The organism is Acidiplasma cupricumulans, from assembly GCF_001402935.1.
GTDB classification, from domain to species: Archaea; Thermoplasmatota; Thermoplasmata; order Thermoplasmatales; family Thermoplasmataceae; genus Acidiplasma; species Acidiplasma aeolicum.
Genome location: NZ_LKBH01000015.1, coordinates 18,429 through 37,661, shown reverse-complemented (window position 1 = coordinate 37,661; position 19,233 = coordinate 18,429). Strand labels below are relative to the sequence as shown.

At 35.1% G+C, this 19,233-nt stretch carries 15 protein-coding genes and 3 tRNA genes; 11 read left to right on the top strand and 7 right to left on the bottom strand.

Annotated features, from left to right (window positions below; all coding sequences use genetic code 11):
• The first annotated feature begins 20 nt into the window (after positions 1 to 20).
• Both AOG55_RS00510 and AOG55_RS00505 read left to right on the top strand, forming a co-directional pair.
• Positions 21 to 1,391: an MFS transporter gene (locus tag AOG55_RS00510; protein WP_048101564.1), complete on the top strand. Its 1,371-nt coding sequence runs from the start codon at positions 21 to 23 to the stop codon at positions 1,389 to 1,391.
• Between the two features lie 232 nt (positions 1,392 to 1,623).
• Positions 1,624 to 2,229 (top strand): DUF998 domain-containing protein, encoded by a 606-nt coding sequence (locus tag AOG55_RS00505; RefSeq protein ID WP_048101565.1) that lies wholly within the window; start codon positions 1,624 to 1,626, stop codon positions 2,227 to 2,229.
• A gap of 3 nt (positions 2,230 to 2,232) precedes the next feature.
• On the opposite strand, the gene AOG55_RS00500 is transcribed toward AOG55_RS00505, so the two are convergent.
• The 4 genes from AOG55_RS00500 to AOG55_RS00490 form a co-directional block, all read right to left on the bottom strand.
• Positions 2,233 to 2,305: transfer RNA gene (locus AOG55_RS00500), tRNA-Thr, on the bottom strand.
• A complete protein-coding gene (locus AOG55_RS09065; protein WP_082180451.1) occupies positions 2,296 to 3,462 on the bottom strand; it encodes a DUF1015 family protein in 1,167 nt (388 codons plus the stop codon). Before AOG55_RS09065 ends, AOG55_RS00500 begins: the two co-directional genes overlap by 10 nt.
• Entirely contained in the window at positions 3,446 to 4,312 is an 867-nt protein-coding gene (locus tag AOG55_RS00495; RefSeq protein WP_084779375.1) for a deoxyribonuclease IV, read from the bottom strand. The genes AOG55_RS09065 and AOG55_RS00495 overlap by 17 nt, the downstream gene beginning before the upstream one ends.
• Positions 4,293 to 5,009, bottom strand: a complete 717-nt coding sequence (locus tag AOG55_RS00490; RefSeq protein ID WP_048101566.1) for a TrmB family transcriptional regulator — start codon at positions 5,007 to 5,009, stop codon at positions 4,293 to 4,295. The genes AOG55_RS00495 and AOG55_RS00490 overlap by 20 nt, the downstream gene beginning before the upstream one ends.
• A 119-nt stretch (positions 5,010 to 5,128) precedes the next feature.
• Between AOG55_RS00490 and AOG55_RS00485 the strand changes: the two genes are divergently transcribed.
• Positions 5,129 to 5,860 (top strand): metallophosphoesterase, encoded by a 732-nt coding sequence (locus tag AOG55_RS00485; protein ID WP_048101567.1) that lies wholly within the window; start codon positions 5,129 to 5,131, stop codon positions 5,858 to 5,860.
• Between the two features lie 3 nt (positions 5,861 to 5,863).
• On the opposite strand, the gene gltA is transcribed toward AOG55_RS00485, so the two are convergent.
• Positions 5,864 to 6,997 carry a citrate synthase gene (gene gltA / locus AOG55_RS00480; protein WP_048101568.1) on the bottom strand — a complete coding sequence of 378 codons (1,134 nt, stop codon included), beginning with the start codon at positions 6,995 to 6,997 and terminating at the stop codon, positions 5,864 to 5,866.
• A gap of 501 nt (positions 6,998 to 7,498) precedes the next feature.
• Positions 7,499 to 7,572, bottom strand: a tRNA-Arg gene (locus tag AOG55_RS00470).
• Positions 7,573 to 7,665: 93 nt separating this feature from the next.
• Between AOG55_RS00470 and AOG55_RS00465 the strand changes: the two genes are divergently transcribed.
• Both AOG55_RS00465 and AOG55_RS00460 read left to right on the top strand, forming a co-directional pair.
• Positions 7,666 to 8,286 carry an FMN-binding negative transcriptional regulator gene (locus AOG55_RS00465; protein WP_048101570.1) on the top strand — a complete coding sequence of 207 codons (621 nt, stop codon included), beginning with the start codon at positions 7,666 to 7,668 and terminating at the stop codon, positions 8,284 to 8,286.
• A 46-nt stretch (positions 8,287 to 8,332) separates the two neighbouring features.
• Positions 8,333 to 8,800, top strand: a complete 468-nt coding sequence (locus tag AOG55_RS00460) for a single-stranded DNA-binding protein (protein WP_048101571.1) — start codon at positions 8,333 to 8,335, stop codon at positions 8,798 to 8,800.
• On the opposite strand, the gene AOG55_RS00455 is transcribed toward AOG55_RS00460, so the two are convergent.
• Positions 8,797 to 10,566, bottom strand: a complete 1,770-nt coding sequence (locus AOG55_RS00455; protein ID WP_055040754.1) for an ATP-dependent DNA ligase — start codon at positions 10,564 to 10,566, stop codon at positions 8,797 to 8,799. The genes AOG55_RS00460 and AOG55_RS00455 overlap by 4 nt on opposite strands.
• A gap of 240 nt (positions 10,567 to 10,806) precedes the next feature.
• Between AOG55_RS00455 and AOG55_RS00450 the strand changes: the two genes are divergently transcribed.
• The 6 genes from AOG55_RS00450 to AOG55_RS00425 all read left to right on the top strand — a co-directional run bounded on the left by AOG55_RS00450 (position 10,807) and on the right by AOG55_RS00425 (position 19,208).
• A tRNA-Tyr gene (locus AOG55_RS00450) sits at positions 10,807 to 10,902 on the top strand.
• A 117-nt stretch (positions 10,903 to 11,019) separates the two neighbouring features.
• Positions 11,020 to 12,624 carry a cation:proton antiporter domain-containing protein gene (locus AOG55_RS00445; RefSeq protein ID WP_054964308.1) on the top strand — a complete coding sequence of 535 codons (1,605 nt, stop codon included), beginning with the start codon at positions 11,020 to 11,022 and terminating at the stop codon, positions 12,622 to 12,624.
• A gap of 111 nt (positions 12,625 to 12,735) precedes the next feature.
• Positions 12,736 to 13,368 carry an archaeal proteasome endopeptidase complex subunit beta gene (gene psmB / locus AOG55_RS00440; protein ID WP_054964320.1) on the top strand — a complete coding sequence of 211 codons (633 nt, stop codon included), beginning with the start codon at positions 12,736 to 12,738 and terminating at the stop codon, positions 13,366 to 13,368.
• A gap of 28 nt (positions 13,369 to 13,396) precedes the next feature.
• Complete coding sequence (locus AOG55_RS00435; RefSeq protein ID WP_048101574.1) at positions 13,397 to 15,313, top strand: beta-CASP ribonuclease aCPSF1; 1,917 nt, start codon at positions 13,397 to 13,399, stop codon at positions 15,311 to 15,313.
• A gap of 35 nt (positions 15,314 to 15,348) precedes the next feature.
• Positions 15,349 to 17,217, top strand: a complete 1,869-nt coding sequence (locus tag AOG55_RS00430; protein ID WP_054964309.1) for a helicase C-terminal domain-containing protein — start codon at positions 15,349 to 15,351, stop codon at positions 17,215 to 17,217.
• A gap of 41 nt (positions 17,218 to 17,258) precedes the next feature.
• Positions 17,259 to 19,208, top strand: a complete 1,950-nt coding sequence (locus tag AOG55_RS00425; protein WP_055040753.1) for a M13 family metallopeptidase — start codon at positions 17,259 to 17,261, stop codon at positions 19,206 to 19,208.
• Positions 19,209 to 19,233 lie beyond the last annotated feature (25 nt).

The window sequence follows — 19,233 nt, the reverse complement described above, 5'->3', positions numbered from 1 at the left end:
TATATTAATTCCCTTTTACTATGAATAATGATAATGAGATAAAAGATATTATTGCAAGGGTTAACCGAATACCGGTTTGGTCCCTACCGTATTCCTTTCTAATTATAATTGGCATTGGCTATTTTTTTACCTTCTATGATATATCCGATATTGGCTTTGCCATGCCAGCAATTTCCACACAGTTTCACATAGGTGCATCAACATCATTATTTCTTGCACTCTCTGTTGGTTTAATAGGCTATGCTTTTGGTTCTTATATTATCGGTAGCATAGCGGACGTATTTGGACGGTACAAATCAATGATAATCACAATGGCATTAACAGCAATTGGGTCTTTTGGTGATGCAATATCCTTTAATGTGCCTGAACTGACAATAGCAAGATTTGTCACAGGGCTAGGGCTTGGTGCTGATTTAAACCTTGTTTCTGGTTACATAAGCGAGTTTGCACCACCGCAGTGGCGTGGCAGAATCACAGTGTATACCTTTATAATAGGAATACTTGGGCAGGCAATAACCCCATTTATAGCACTTGGACTTGTTCCAGTATATTACAATGGCTGGCGGTATTTGTTTGCCATAGGTGGCATAATTGCAGTAATAGCATTGCTTTTAAGGTTTGAATTACCAGAATCACCGAGATGGCTTGCAATAAAATCTGGAAATCTTGAAAAGGCAAAAAGTGTGCTAAAGATGATGGAGGATACCGCAGAGAAGAGGTTTGGGAAATTACCCGACCCCCATCCAGAGGATGTTGATTTAAAAGAATATGAACAAAAATTTCCAACACTTTACCTATTTGAGGGAAAAACTGGAAAAATATATTCAAAGAGATTGACAATTCTTGTGTTTATGTGGTTTTTCTGGTATATAGGAAACTATGCATTTCTTGGGGATGCTGCCACCATGCTTGCGGATGCCCACATTTCACTGGCCAGTTCCATACTTTACCTTGCCATAGGTGCAATAGGCTATCCGGTTGGCGCAATAATTATGGCCCTAACAGCAGATAAATATGAAAGAAAATACGTAATATTTTTCGACACTGTTATATGGTTTATTGGGCTTATCATATTTTCATTAAAAACAGAACCCACATTACTTGCAGGGTCATTCATGGCATCACTTGCTCTTGGCATGTATCTTCAGGTGGCCTATACATATACAGCAGAAAACTATCCAACAAGGGCCAGGGCATCCGGATTCGCACTTACTGATGGAATTGGACATATAGGGGGTGCACTGGGAGCAATAATCCTACCAATTATAGTTGCCTCATATACATTTAAGACAGGTTTTATATTTATTGCCATAACAGGCCTTATTGCAGGTCTTATATCACTTCTAGGACCAAGGGCATCCAGGGAAACACTTGAAAAGATATCGTCATAAATAACTTAACTTTTTAATTTTTTTATATTTTTGGAATTGGTGGCTCTAAAATGGTAAGTACTTGAATAACGTTTTAAGATTAATTTCAATGTTATATCTTTATTATAATAGAAATATTCTGGGTAACCTTTATTATAAAATATGGCATTTATGATAGAATTGGTACAGCATGGATTTTATTATTTTTTCCCAGTAATATAAATATTTTAATAAATCACGCATTTGTATTTACATGAATATAAAAAATTCAGTTTTAATAATTTCTGGTGGTATTACAATGCTGTTAATATGGATTGTCATTGCTGTTTCTTCAGCATTTAATCCATGGTTTGGGATAACACATAATGCCCTTAGCGATTTGGGCGGTGGAAATTTAATAAATAATGGCCATCCAGCACCCTTATATCCATGGATTTATAATGTTGGCCTTATGATCGAAGGTATATTAATTGCAATTTTATCCTCATTTTTTATTTTAAGGGCAAGAAATACAATTGAAATAGTCGGTTCATCCTTCTTTATAATTTCTGGATTGTTTCTTGCACTAATTGGGATATACCATGAGGGGACATACCCGCACGATTTCGTTTCCATCTGGTTTTTTATACTTGCCACAATTTCATATACGGCGATAGGTTTTTCAATAATTTTAATAAATATTAAAACTGGAATTTCATTATTGGTTATACTTGTAATTGCATGGATTCTTTTTGCCATTATTCCCTGGGGGTCTGTTGCAGAGAACGAGATTTTCGGAATAGTGGTTATAGAAATTGTGGTTATAATTCATATCCATAATATAATAAAATATCCAAAAACATTGAATATACAAAAATAAATGAGCCACTGGAGGGTTTCGATCCCCCGACCTGCTGATTACGAATCAGCTGCTCTGCCTGCTGAGCTACAGTGGCTTAACATACAAGGCAATTCCTGATGGTATTTTTGGATAAAAATATGTTGATTTTTGTGGAAGAAGCTTGTTTTCAGTAATGAATTTTAAAAATTCTTCCTTTTGCCATGACGGAATAAGAATGGAAAAGTTACATTCATGGTTATCAACGGAATTTATTGCGTCTGTATAATTATATATAAATCTTATATTCTTTTGATACTCTGCTGTATTCATTGAAAAAACGTCCTGAAAGAGAATATTATTTACTATTTCAGTTGGAAGAGGCTTTGAATTTCCAAATTTTTCTTTAATTATATAATCCTTTGGGGTCAAGTAATAAAATTTAGAGTTGCTGTAAATGCATATTCTGTGGTCCCCATAAAAATTTTTATCCTCAACAATATCAAAAAAATTTTTAATCCTGGGTATAAATGGCTCAAAATTTATGCCATATACAAGCCTGTGAACGCCCCCTATCATAAGGCCCGGATCGTATATTGAGGTTATATATGACATAACATATTTCCAGAACCCATCATTTGTTTCACTGTAAAGTTCCTGCACCGCTCTTAACCTGTGATGGCCATCGGCAACTATGCCCACATCCTGCCTGACAGAACTTTTAATCTTTTCTATTTTTTCCCTTGAATCCAAAAAATAAACATAATTGTGTACACCAAGGGGTTCTTCAAATACAAATTCTGTGGGCAGTTCAGATGCCGTTCTCTTCAAAAGTTTATCGAATGAATTATCAGGAACAACCATAAAGATTGGTTCCAGCTGGGCATTAAGTGTTTTCATCACCTCCTTGCGATCAATAACCTGATTTGGAAATGTTAATTCATGTGGCTTAATATTGTCTGCACAGACGTCAACCAGTGCAATTATGCCAAATCTCTGCATCAATTCCTTATTGTTATAGAATTCCTGCTTTAAAATTATTAATATGTCATTATTAATCTGCTCAAGTTTTTTTTCTGATATCCATCTGTGAAATATATCAAGTGAGGCCTTTATTCCAAGATTTTTTTCAGGCATGGTCAGCTTTACTATATTACACTTTTTATTTCTTAACTCCATTTCCTGATTCCACGATATGGTGTCAAATGGAGGTGAGACAACCTCCTGCATATCGCAGTTAAACACATATGGTTTAAACTCACTTATGTTCAACATTACCACCCATTAAACCCAGAAGCCTTTCAAGATTGGCTTTATAGTATTCATCTCCATCTGGGGTTTCCATTATCATGGGGATATTATTAAGATTATTGTCATTTATAATATTATAAAATCCACTGTCACCAATGTAACCGTAACCGATATTTTCATGCCGGTCTCCCTTTTCACCAAGCTTATATTTTGAATCGTTAAGGTGTATGGTTTTAATTTTACTGTAACCAACTTTATCGTTAAGGGTGGACATCACATCATTATAATTTTTAGTTATATCATAACCATAGGCATAAAAATGGCATACATCAAGGCATAAATAAATCCTGTTTTTTGCCATGTCCATCATTGATGCCATTTCATCAATGCTGCCGGGTAATGTATTTCCCTTACCTGAAGAGTTTTCAATTAATATCGATGTATCACCTGTATCCAGTGAGTTGAGAAAATCCATTATGTTATGAATGGCATTGTTATGGTTTTCCGCCGAACCGGGATGTATTACAAGATAGTTTATACCAAGGTCATTGCACATTTTTACCTCGTTTTTTATGTCTAATTTAGATTTTTCAACAACCTCTGGATTCTGACTGCCCAAATTAATTAAATATGTTGCATGTGCAACAGTATTTTTAATATCAAACTTTTTAATATTTTCTTTAAATTGAAGGATATCTTTATTATCTAAATTATTATTTGTGTTCCACTGTCTTCCATTTTTAACAAATATCTGAAAGGCAGAGAAACAGAATTGTGATGCCCTTTCAGGTGCCATGTATATTCCACCTGATATTGAAACGTGGCCACCAATGATTTTTTCATTTTTTATAAATTCAGATTTTATATTCATCATTGTTTATCATCATGTGTATAAACTGAAGGACATGCAAAGAAAGTATGGGGTTATCTGTGTAACCACAGGCGTCCAGATCAGCCCCGGCCAGCATTGCCCTTGATTCATCACTTGCCACATCAGTTGCTATAAGTCCCTCCTTTCTATAAACCTCTGTATTTGGCGGAACCCTTTTATTAGGTGGTGTGATAAATATGACATGAACCCCGCGCTTTATTGCGTTATCTATGTTTTTCTTTAATTCCGTTCTTATTTCCTTTATTCTTGGTGTTGCAATCAAAATTTCCCTTTCTGATAGATCAAACATTTCTGCCATTTTTGCCATGACCTTTGATCGCCCATATATTGTATAAACAAGCTGTGGGTCACCCTTGGACGGCAAAACGTCCTGAAGCTCCTTAAGCCTCTCAAATAGGTTGTTTACCTTTGAAATAAAATTATCCTTAATTTTGTCCATTTCCTCGGGCTTGAACATCCTCGGCCTGCCCTCCGTTTCCTTTGCAAAGCCCTTTTCCACAAGAGATTCCATAACCTTGTATGCTGATGTTCGTGGTATTCCTGCAGTATCCGCTATTGTATCTGCATTGGCAACACCATGATATACAAGGGCCGCAAATGCCTGTGCCTCATACGATGACAGGCCCAGTATTTTAAGCATATCTGCGGTTTTCATTATGTACTCTGAATTAGCTTCCATAACTAATTAATGCCATATTAATTTAAAATCTTTTCTATTGCACAATGTTTTTATAAATTGATTACAGGATTAATTATCAGATAGTAAAAATTATAATAAATAATTTGTTAATGTAGTTTGTGAAGGAAATACAAATATTAAAGAATGTTTTTATATCCGATTTATACTGTGTTTATTTGAAGGATATATCAGCTGTTGTGGTTTCTGACCTTCATCTTGGATTCGAGGATGAGATGAACCTTCATGGATTGTTCTTACCAAAATTACAGAGGGAGCATATAGAAAGGACAATGGATGCCATAATAGATAGGTACTCACCAAATAAAATTATTATAAACGGGGACTTTAAACAGGAATTTTCAAGGAATTTACCGCAGGAATGGGATGATGTAAATCATTTTATTGAACGGTATAAGGATCAGGCCAAACTTATTTTTATAAGGGGAAATCATGATAATTACCTTACAAATATATTAAAACATAATAATATGGAGATAATCGATTTCTATGAGGATGATAATTATTACATATATCATGGGGACAGGGATATGTCAACAAGAAAAATAACCATACTTGGCCATGAGCATCCTGCCGTTGTTCTCAGGGATGAGGTTGGTGGCATATTTAAAATACCGGCGTTTGTTTTTAATTTTGATTACAGAATTTTGATTACGCCCGCAATGAGCTTTTTTTCCTCAGGTACCGATGTTTCAGAATCATTATTAAGTGAGGAACATTTTACACCTGTGCTAAAAAGCGTTTCAAAAAGGTTTAGGGCCTATGGCATAACAGAGGAATTTGGCCTTCTGGATTTTGGATATGTGGAGGACCTGGAACAAAAAATAAAATAAAAATTATCTTTTTTCTATTTCTATGTATTCCATACTTCCCGGACCATTATAAATTGCCCTTGGTCTTATCAGTCTTTCCTGAGTTTCCACATATTCTATTATGTGTGCCAGTATTCCCGATATCCTTGAAAGGCCGAAAAGTGATGTAAACATATATAATGGAAACCCAAGTTCATTAAAAACTAGGCCAGAATAAAAATCTGTATTTGTATATATTCCCTTTCCACCGAAATTTTTAACCCCAAGATTTTCAAGTTTTGTAGCTATTTCGAGCAAATTTTTCTGTTCCTGTGTTCTGGCAAGTGATCTGGCATATTCCTTAAATGTTTTCAATCTTGGATCAAATGTCCTGTAAACCCTGTGACCAAAACCAACAAGCCTTTTCCTTGGTTCTATGATATTTTTTTGAAACCATGAATCAACATTATCTGGTGTTTTAATCTCAAGAAATTGCTTAAAGGCAGATTCTGCTGCACCTCCATGCAGTGGGCCCCTTAATGCGGTTATTGCCGAGGTTATTGATGAATACATATCAGATAAAGTTGATGCAGTAACAAGGGCTGCCGTGGTTGATGCTGGAATCTCATGATCCATATAAAGAATTAGTGCAGCATCCATGGCCCTTACCTTTTCTTTATCAGATTCACCAAAACAGGCATTTAAAAATGATTCTGCATAGCTGCCATGGGCCTCAGGTGTAACTGTATCAAGGCCCTCCTTAATTCTATATGTATTTGCCACAATTGATAATGCCTGGCCAAGAATTGCCATTGACGTTTTTTTATCATTTTCCTTATTCCACTGGTAATTGTTTTCATTCGATGAAAGCGCAGAAAAGGCCGTTTGCATTATTGCCAGTGCATCTGATTTCTTTGGCAGGCTTTTCATTGTGCTTAAAACATAATCGGGAAGCACCATATTTGAAAGCACATGATTTTTAAATTCATTGAGCTGATCATAATTTGGCAGTTTTCCAAAGAGCATTAAATATGAAACCTCCTCAAATGATGATCTGGCTGCAAGTTCATTTACATCATAGCCACGGTATCTCATTATTCCATTAATACCGTCTATATAAGTTAATTCAGTATATTTTATATTAACGTTTTCAAGACCTGGACTTATAGCTTCACTCATACTATCTTATATATCACTAATATAAAAGCCTTAAGATTTCTATGTGCATATTAATAAAACTTAAAGAAAGGCAATATTGGGAAAAACAAATATTTTTATATTCAATATGAATAAAATTTTATGGCCAAAAAAATTCAGGGATTATCAGAATGGAGACTAAATATTCTGGAAAAGCATCTCCTGACCTCCCTTATAATACTGTTTTTTATTTTAAGTATCATATTTCTTTTTATTTCAATTATTACTGGCAATATATATTTTAGGGGCGTTGCAATCGGTTTGATAATATCATGGTCAACATGCCTAATCGCCTTAATTTTTAAGAAAATCATTTATAAGAATCTAATAAAAGTTGTTAAATAAATAAAAACCACGTGGTTTATTTTCATTTCCTTTATTTAAGAATACAGGAATTTCGATTCTATTGAATTTTTAATACTTAGATTTTTTATGTATTATGTTTATATTCATGCATTACAGTGATTTAAACAATTATAAAAACGCCCGCGCCGGGATTTGAACCCGAATCTAAGGCTCCGCAGGCCTTTAGGATATCCAAATTACCCCACACGGGCTTTATTATATTGCTTAAACATATTTTAACTTTATAATAATTTATGATATTTGGATATAGAATAACTTAATATATAAGGATCAATTTAAATTTTATGTATATACCCGAATATTTCAGAATAACCGACAGGAAAATTATTATAGATTTCATCAAAAAACATAGTTTTGGAATACTTGCAGTAATTTCTTCAGATGATGTTGATGCAGTTCATATACCATTTCTTGTTGATGAATACAAAGAAAATTTTAAACTCTGGGGACATCTTGCAGAAGGCAATATGATTATTGAAAATTCCACCAATATGAGAGGACTTGCTATTTTTCAGGGACCTGATGCTTATATATCTCCAGTCTATTATAAATATAAATCGGTACCTACATGGGATTACATGACTGTTCATGTTCATGGTACATTAAAATTTACTGATTTTAATGAAAACACAGAAAAAATTAAAAAACTTATAAAGTTTTTTGAACCAGATTCTCCTATTCCAGATAATTTAAGCGAAAAGCCATACTTTCCAATGCTAAAGCAGATTAAGGGATTTTATTTAATCCCTGATAAAATAGAATGCGCATTTAAACTTGGACAGAATCATCCTATAGAGGATCAAATGGGTGTGCTTAATGCATTGACAAAAAATGAAAATCTTAAAGAAATGACAGATTTAATGGAAAAAAACATAAGCATATATAAAAAGAATATGTTTAAATAAGAGTTAAATATTAGTCTTTATCCGAAAGGATTAAGGAAGTAATAGTATGGAAGAAGTAACCAAAATTAAGGATTTGACACCTTCCTCAAGACGTGTTAACGTTGTTGGAAAGGTGATTGTATTAGGAGAGCCAAAAGAGATAAAAACCAGATTTGGTGATGACAAATCAGTGACTGAGGTTGTCATAGCCGACGATACAGGGAAGATAACCCTGACACTATGGGACGACCAGCCCAAAGACATAAGGGATGGTGAGGTTCTTAAGATAGATAACGGCTATATATCACTTTTAAGGGGCCATATGAGACTTAATGTCGGTAAATATGGTACACTTTCAGAAAGTGATGAAGATATAGAACCCAGTGAAGAACTTGATATGAGTGAAAAGGAGTACGAAAACCAGTATAACAACTATGGAAATAATAACAGATACAGGAACAATGGAGGCAACAGGAGATACAACAATAACAGAAGATCAGGCGGGTTCGATAGAAATAATGAAGAGGAGGATTAATCCTCCTTTTCTTTTGTATTTATAGTTTTTTTCTGCATTTTATACATTTCAATAATTTCCTCAGTTGTTGTGGCATCCTCAGGATTTTTATCATCCCTGAATTTTATTAGCCTCGGAAATCTTAAAGCAAGACCAGAGCCTTTTTCAATTATATTATATGCACATGTATGAACAGGACTTACTGTAATTTCTGCACCCTTTACCTCCACCACCTTTGATGGATAAATCCAGTAATCGGGAATCATGGTGCTATCAAGCCTTGCGGGCTTTTTATCCACTATTAAGCTTTTAAAAATCCCGGGGAGTTCAGATAGCATCTCATCTGTAAATCCTGATCCAAGTTTTGTGAATGTTTCAAATGAGTCCTTCTTTTCATTATAGCATGCAAGTAATAAGGCGCCATAGGTTCCCTTACGCCTCCCATGACCATTAAAGGCACCGACAACAACAAGGTCAAATGAATCTGATATTTCCTGCTGGTAATCCCTTTTAAATTTAATCCATAGCCATCCCCTGGCTCCGGCGCGGTAAACCGAATCCTCTGAAATGTTCTTTGAGACTATTCCCTCACAGCCATCCTCAATACTTTTCTCAAAGAATTTCATAATTTCATTTTCATCGTCACTTTCGATTCTTGTTGCAAGTTTAAAATACTCATTTTCCTTAACGTTTTCCTCAAGTATTTTCCTTCTCTCAGGGTATGGCAGATTAATAAGCGATTTGCCATTTAAATAAAGTATATCAAAAATAAACATTACTATTGGTATCTCTGATGTTTTTTCTGTTAAATCATATTTTCTTCCGCGCCTCTGTGAGACAATCTGGAACGGCATTAATTCTCCTGTATCAGGGTTATATGGAACGGATTCTCCATCCAGTATACAGGACTCAAAATGAAATGAATCCTTAAAATTTTTAACAATATCAGGGAAATTTTGTGTTGTTTCCTCAAGACCCCTGGAAAATATCTTTACCTCACTGCCCTTCTGGTGCAGCTCTGTTCTTAGGCCATCATATTTATATTCATATGCTGCCCTTCCACCCATTTTATCCTTAATATCAGCAAGTGATTTTAATCTCTCAGCAAGCATTACCTTAAACGGTATTAATGGTTCTGGCCCCATATTTTTTATTGCGTCTATATTTCCGGACTGAAGCAATTCTGCAATGTATCCAATATCCGGATGGAAATTGTATGCATTTTCTATTATATCTGCATATTTTTTATCACTAAATGCGGATACAAGCGAATCAAGAATGGTTGAATCGGCAACACCCAGCCTGAGCTTGCCTGTAATTATTCTGGTTATATATTTTATATCATCAGGTTTTGAATTCATTAATAAATCCATATATGAATCCATCTTGGTTTTTATGCTACCATGACCTGAAAATTTTGCTATTTCCATTAACTTTGAGTAAACATAATTCACGGTTAAATCCTCATTAAATAATGATTTCTGTGATATGTTTTTACTAATTTCCATTGCAGTTGTACCCAGATCACCGGTTTTGTAAAATATTTTATTTACCTCCTCATCTGAGAGGCCTGATACAGAGGATAATGATTTTATTATAAGCTTATCAGACATGCCAAATTCAATTCCCTCAAAATCCGGTGCAAGTTTACCCTGAACAAGATACACAATGAACTTAAGATCATTATTTGCCTTTTTTAAAAGGTTGGCAAGTATTCTTGTGAGTTCAAGCCTTTTTGTTGTATTTTCCATTTCACTAAATGTTGATGTAACCTCAGAAAATTCCATGAATAATATATTCGTAATATTATTATTAAACTTTTTATTTTTATAATTAGTTTTGATTTTCAATATGCATGTGTGAATTTGATTAAATGAAATTGGTAAGGCAACCAAAAATAAGAATTAGCATAATATCATATGCCTGAATAATTTCCAGTTTAAAAATTAAAATATAATTAAATCAATCAAAAGAATAAAACATGCATAAACTTAAAATTTATATTCTTTGTATATATTATGTTATAACCCGGCTTAGCTCAGTTGGTAGAGCGATGGACTGTAGAGTGAATACTGCAGATCGCAGACATCCATAGGTCTCTGGTTCGAATCCGGAAGCCGGGACTTATAGCTTAATGATTTGATTGCTTTCTAAATAATAAATCATTTTTGGTTATTATGCTAATAAAATATGCTTAAAGTAACATAAACATTAAATATAATTGCCTCATTGGATGGTTAATGTACGGCATTTCAGATTCAGTACTTGCATTAATGTTTCTTGGAACACTTTTACTGCTTGCAAAACTTGGTGAGGAGATATTTGAAAGACTTAAACTTGTTCCATATGTGGCGGCTATAGTATTTGGAATAATAATAGGTCCTGGTGTGCTTGGACTCATAAATGTACTGCCCAATATATCCCTATTTATATCCATTGGTATAAATTTTCTTTTGTTTTCAGGTGGTGCACTGGAATTTAAGAACGTTGATACTAAAAAGTTAATGAATTATAAAAATATTATATTAGGTGTAATTGAATTTTTTATTCCATTTTCGTTAATTTCTTATTTTGTATTTTTAATACTTCACAGCCTTTTAATCGCCATAGTAACAGGGATAGTTACAGGAATGAGCAGTGCTGGTCCGCTCACAAGGCTTTTAAGTGACACAGGGCTAAATAAAACTGAGGAGGGAAATAAGATTTTTCAGGAGGTCGTAACAATAGAAATTTCTGCAGTTATATTATTTTCCTTTATTTCAGATTTTCACAATAAGCCAATAACATTCATAAATGTACTATTAACATCACTTGAACTGATAGCCTCAATTGTTGTAATAATACTTTTTAGCAAATACATTTTAATAAGATTGCTTGAAAAAATGGATGCAAATTCAAAGGCACACGAAACTACAATAGCCATAATAATAGGATTTATATTTATACTTGGCTTTATAGGTGAACTTTACGGATTTAATTCCGCCATAGTCGCCCTCTTTATTGGAATCATTTTAAGGGATTTTATAAATGATAGGCCCATTATAGCAGAGAAGATATCCACAGTAACATACGGGCTGTTCGAGCCGTTATTCTTTATCGGCCTAGGTCTGTACTTTGTTAAAATTACACCTGCCCTCATTATACTTGGACTCTTAATCTTTGCAATAGCACTTTTAATAAAACCCATTGCAGGATTTGTAACATCAAAAATTATAAAAGTGCAGCCATGGAAAAATGCGCTTGGCACTTCTGTTAACGGCGGTGTTGATGCGGCCCTTCTTGTTGTTGCTTTAACACTCTCACTTGTTGGCCGCTATGATTATTCAATAATTATGATAGCAATAACTTTATTAACATTAATGGTGCCATTATTATTTAACATCAATGCGCCTGTTATACCGGTGAAAAAATCAAGATATGTCTGGGAAATTGTTAATTCAGAATTCAAAAATTTAAAGGCGTGTGATATTGCCAAGACACTTCAAACAGTTTCTGTAAATGTAAAAAATCCCATAAGCCTTGCATTTAAAATATGCACGGACCTTAATTCCAGGGCGGTTATAGTTACAAATTCAAATAACCGTGTTGTTGGTGAACTTTTATTAAGTGACATGGTAACACTTGGAGAGAACAAACTTAGAACATATACGGTCTCGCAGGGGAGAATTGTTCCGGCCATAAAGGTCAGGTGCAATGCACCGGCAACAGATCTTATTAAGATTTTTAGGGAAACTGACCCGCCAATAGTTGCCGTGGTTGATGAGAGGGGGAAATTTATAGGGACCATACTTGAACGTGAAATATTAAAGCATATATCTGATGTTTTAAGCAGGGAGGCCGAATGATATATAAATATATGGTCAATTGCATCCCATAGAAAATTTAAATATACTATTTGTTATTTACAATTAATAATTATCTTGGATGGATTAATTATGTCAGAGAGGGATTATAATATGGATGTATTGAAAACTGGAACAACAACAGTCGGCATAACTGCCGGCGATTACGTTATTTTGGGTACCGATAGCAGGGCGACCATGGGAACCTTCATTTCAAATAAGAACGCTCAGAAGCTTTACCAGATTGACACCTATGCAGGGATGACCATAGCGGGCCTTGTTGGAGATGCCCAGGTGCTTGTTAGATACATGAGGGCAGAGATGGAGCTCTACAGGGTTCAGAGAAAGATTAACATGCCACTGGACGCTGCGGCCACATTGCTTTCAAATATGTTAAATCAGAGTAAGTTTTATCCTTACATGGTACAGCTTTTAATAGGCGGTTATGATAAAAAGCCACACGTATATTCAATAGATGCTGCCGGTGGTGCGGTTGAGGATATTTACGCAAGCACCGGCTCTGGTTCTCCGTATGTTTACGGTGTTCTTGAGGCTGAATATTCCCCCGATTTAAAGCTTGATGATGCCATTGATCTTGTAATAAAATCAATAAGTGTATCCAAACAGAGGGATTCAGCATCAGGAAATATGATACAGGTTGGTGTTGTCGATCCTAAAAAGGGTTTCTACTATTTATCCCAGGATGAGATTTTATCCAGGATAAAGAAACTTAAATTAATTTTATAAATTTTTTATTAATTTTAAGGTGTTATAAATGTCTTTTCGTGATTATCTAAGCGAAGCTAAAAATATATTTGACAGGCTTTATCCCGGAAATAAGATTACAGAGATAGACTATGAGGGTTCAACAATAATAGTCTACACAAAGGATGAGGAATTATTCTCAAAAAGGGATGACCTTGCAAGGCAGATCGCGCAGGAACTAAGAAGAAGAATAGCAATAAGGCCTGATCCAAGCATTATGCTTGACGAGGATTCCGCATCAAAAAAAATACAGGAATTAATTCCGAAGGATGCAGGGTTTCAGGATCTTTATTTTGAGCCGGATACTGGAGAGGCCGTCATAGAGCTTGACGAGCCCTCAATAGTAACAAACTCGGATATAATAAAGGAAATAAAATCACAGACAAACTGGTCTCCAAGAATAGTAAGGGCACCGCCCATGTATTCAAGAACTGTAAAGGAGGTCAGGGAATACCTGAGGGATGTAAAAAAGGAAAGAAAGGAATTCTTGCATAATCTTGGGGTTAAGCTTACAACGCCATTAATGCCGGGTGAAACATGGATAAGGATAACGGCACTTGGCGGCCACCGTGAGGTTGGCAGAAGTGCCACACTTATATCAACAAACAATTCAAAGGTTCTTGTTGATTGTGGCATGATAAATGTTAATGATCCTGAACAGCCATGGGAGGAGGCACCATATTTATATGTCCCTGAAATACAACCGTTTACATCACTTGATGCTGTTGTTTTAACACATGCACATCTTGACCATTCAGGTCTTGTACCGCTGTTATACAAATACGGCTATGAGGGGCCGGTTTACACAACTGCACCAACCAGGGATCTGGCCGCCCTTCTTCAGAATGACTATGTTAAGGTTGCGCATTCAGAGGGGCATAAAATCTCATATGAATCAAAGCACATAAGGGAGGAATTGAAAAGAACAATCACATTGAAATACAACGAAACGGCAGATATAACGCCGGATATAAGATTAACACTTTATAATGCAGGCCACATACTTGGATCTGCTGCAGTGCATCTTCACATAGGCGAGGGCTTATATAATATAGTTTTAAGTGGTGATCAAAAATATGAGAAGACATGGTTGTTTAATCCTGCAGTTAACAGATTCCCAAGGGCAGAAACTTTAATGATAGAATCAACGTATGCTGGCCGTGATGATTATTCATATACAAGGGTGGAGGCGTACAATACACTTGTTGATGTTGTAAACCGCACCTTTGACAAACATGGCACTGTACTTATACCGGTTTTTGCTGTGGGCAGGAGCCAGGAGGTAATGCTTGTTCTTGAGGACGCATACAGAAACAAGCTGATACCTGAAAATACCAGGGTTTACCTGGATGGTATGATTATGGAGGCGACCGCAATTCATGCCGCATACCCTGAATATCTCAACAGGGAGCTAAGGGAACAGATAATGGTAAAGCGTGCCAATCCATTTTTAAGCCCAATATTCCATAGCGTTGATACAAAAAAACAGCGTGATGATGTAATAGATGATCCGGATAGCAAGGTAATACTGGCAACAGCGGGCATGATGAACGGTGGCCCTGTTCTGGAATATTTTAAGGCACTTGTTTCATCAGAGAATAACACGCTCGCATTTGTTGGATACCAGGCCGATGGAACGCTTGGCAGGCGCATACAGAATGGTGCATCATCAGTAACACTTTCAGAGAATGGCAAATCAACCAAATTTGATATAAAGATGAATGTGGAAAATGCTGAGGGATTCTCAGGGCATTCAACAAAAAAACAGCTAATAAACTTTATAGGAACCATGCAGCCAAGACCGCAGAGAATACTTGTAAACCATGGGGATGGGGACAAGTGCTATGAGTTTGCACGTCTAATCCATGCAAAATTTGGTGTTGAAACCATTTCCATGAAAAATCTTGAGACAACGAGATTATATTAATCAATTGTTAAATACTATTTTATCATAATAATAACATGGAACCTTTTCATCCAAGGGAATGGCAGGGCCATTTATTTGGCACGGTTGAAAAAAATCTTGAGGACAGAAATGTTATAGCCCTTGAGGCCCCAACAGGTTCCGGCAAAACCAGCTTTATTTTATATTTATCATTCATGTCAGGCAAAAAGCTCATTTATGTAACAAGGACACATAATGAATTCACCAGGCTTTATGAGGATAATATTAAATATTTTGACCTACCGGTAATATACCTTTATGGAAAAAGCACACTTTGTCCGTTAAAGGAGAGATGGTATGATTCTGATGAGGAATCACAGAAAAACGTCTGCAAGGGATGTATTTTAAAGGATAAAATTATGGATATTGATATGCATATTAAAATGCCACCGGATGATTATTATAACAAAATAATATCATTATCCATTGAAAACATCCGTAATGACATAAATAATAATTTAATTAAAAGGGATTCAAAGGGAAATCTAATCCAGACTGGCAATGGCAATATAACCGCATACTGCCCGTATTATTCTGTAAGGTCCTCAATGAAAAATGCAACTGTTGTGGCAATGACATACAATTACCTTTTAAATCCATCAATCAGATTTAATATATTTCATGGGACAGAGGGTGAGGAATCCATGGATATAAACGATTACTATATTATTTTCGATGAGGCACACAACATAGATTCGGTCATTGAAAACTTTGGAAGATCAATATCAGAAAAAACAGTGAATGGTTCGATTAATGAACTTGTGGATACCTTTCCCCTTGAGGAATATAAATGCCATGAAAGAATAGGCGCAAATCTGCTCCTGGAGAAACTTGAAAAGGATATTGAGGGCACAAAATCGGGTGATGATTTAAAACTTTTCAGGTTTTCAGATGATGTGAAATCAAGGCTCGGTGATATTAATTATATCCAAATTTTTTCTGAAAAATTTCAGGCAATTAATGATAACAGACCCATAAAGGAAAGAAGGAGGAATTACCTGGAGACTGTTTATAACTTTCTTTATGATGCACAGAGGCTTGAAAATGGTGATATATACTCACAAAAATTTTATCCAGAGAGGGGCGATCCATATAAAAGACTGAGGATTATGTACTATAATACATCAGAATATCTTAAATTTTTGAAAAATAAGCCCGTGTTATTCATGTCCGGAACCATGCCATCCGCTGATCATATTTCAAAGATCTGGAATTTTGAGAATATGCTGTATATAAGGGTAAATGATATATTTTACAATACTGGTGGTGTTAAAAAATATAGTATCGTAAAGGGTTTTTCAACACTTGGCAGATACCGGGATAATACTGAGATCTGGTCAGATATTTTAAAAAAATATATGGAATTTATCATAAAAACATACAGTAACTCAATAAATTCTGTTCTTGTTGCTGTACCATCATATAAAATACTTTATGGAGACCATGATAAGAGAATTCCTGGAATTGCAGATTACCTACCTGATGAATTAAGGCCTTTTTCTGTCTTTGAAAATAAAAAATTAACATACTCATTAATAATTAAAAAGGCTCTATCTGATAAATTAATTATTTTTTCAGTTCATGGCGGCAGGCTTCTTGAGGGCATACAGATAACAAAGAATAACAGAAGCCTGATAAGTGATGTTATTATAGCAGGCCTGCCATTGATGCCACTTGATGATTACAGGAAAAATAAGATAAAATATCTTGAAAAAACACTCAGCGGTGAAAATATATACAGCATACTTTATTATGAGTATGCACTCATAAAAATAAAACAGGCAGCTGGACGGTCAACGAGATCTCCAGATGACATGGCAAATATATATCTGTGCGATGACCGCTTTGATTCAAAATACTGGAGGGATAATTTATTAAATAATTAATATGCTCAAAATTTTTAAATAAAATACTGATATTAGAAATAATGGATGATCTGGAAAAGGAATTAAAATTTTCTGTGGAATACATGGATAAAAGCATTGATCCTTTTAAGGATTTTTATACATTTGCCAACGGGAAATGGCTTGAAAGGTATGAAATACCCCCAGACAAGGTAAGGTATGAGGCATTTTCTATTCTGTATGATAGGAATCAAAAATTGCTTGGAAAAATATGTGAGGAGGCATCTACAAAAAAAGACCCAAATTATGAGGAAAAAATTGTTGGTGATTTCTATAAATCTGCAATGAATACTGACCTAATAGATAAAATAAAATTCCAGCCTGTTGAAAAAATAATCAGTGAAATACAGGAACTTAATGACAGGAGCAAAATTCCTGATCTTATGGCAAACCTTTTAATGCAGGGTTTTTCCTTATTTTTTGATATTGGAACAGAACCAGATGCAAAAAATAGTAATATATATGGATTTTACATGGGACAGTCAGGATTATCACTTCCTGATCGTGAGTATTACCTTAATTCTAATTTTAAAGGAATTCTGAATGAATACAAAAAATATGTAAAAAATATTTTTGGCTATTATGGGCTTGAAAATCCTGAAATGGCGGTAAATGATGTGCTTGAAATTGAAATGGAGCTTGCAGGGGCCAGCAGGCCCAGGGAGGAGCTAAGAGATCCTGAAAAAAACTACAATAAAATGGAATTAGAAGATTTAAAAAATAAATTTACCGGGTTAAATCTTTTGCGCTTTCTCAGGTTCATAAATATGCCATCAGACTATGTTATAATAGGCCAGCCCGAATTCTTTGAGCGTGTATCGCAAATAATTGAAAATTTTGACATAAAAAAAATAAGGCATTACATGATATGGAACGTTCTGAATCAGTCTGCACCGTTCCTGCACAGGGAGGTACGGGATGAAAATTTTAGATTCTATAAGCAGATTCTTTTGGGGCAGGAAAAGCAGGAGGATAGGTGGAAGATTGCTGTGAAGGTTATTGATGCATCCATTGGTGAGGCCCTTGGTAAACTTTATGTAGAAAAATATTTTGGTGAGAATGCAAGGAAAAAAATGGAAATAATGGTTAATGACATAAAGGATGCATTTAGTGAGAGATTAAAAAATGTAAAATGGATGGGTGATGAAACAAAATCAAGGGCGCTTAATAAATTCTCAAGGTTTACAACAAAAATAGGTTATCCAGAAAAATTCAGGGATTATAAGGGTCTTTTAATCAGACCGGATGATTATTTTGGAAATGTATTCAGATCAGAAATTTTTGAAATAAACAGGCAGATTAATAGATCAGGAAAGGCTGTTGACCATACCGAGTGGGAGATGACGCCCCCCACAGTAAATGCATATTTTAACCCGCTTGCAAATGAAATTGTGTTTCCTGCTGGAATTCTTCAGCCACCATTTTTTGATCCTGATATGGATGACCCGGTGAATTATGGTGGCATAGGCGGCATAATAGCACATGAAATAACGCATGGTTATGATGATGAGGGGCGTCATTTTGATGAAAATGGAAATTTAACAGACTGGTGGACAAGGGAGGATGAGGATGCCTTTAATAATATTGCAAATAAAATTGCAGAACTTTATGGTTCACTGGAAATACTTCCCGGACTAAAGGTTAATGGCAGGCTCACGCTTGGGGAGAATATTGCGGATATAGGCGGCGTAACAATAGCCTATGCAGCATTGAAAAAACATCTGGGAAAACATCCTGAATTAAGGAAAAATATAGATGGATTTACACCTGAGCAGAGATTTTTCATTGCGTGGTCACAGGTATGGCGCGGGAAGATAAGGGAAAATGAGATAAAAAGGCTTATTACAATAGATCCACATGCCCCGGCCAGATTTAGGGGGGAGATACCGGTATGGAATCATCCAGATTTTGAAATGGTTTTTAATGGATACAATAAAGAAAATAGAAAACATGAAAAAATAATAATCTGGTAAATTTTATTTTCAATATGATTATTTT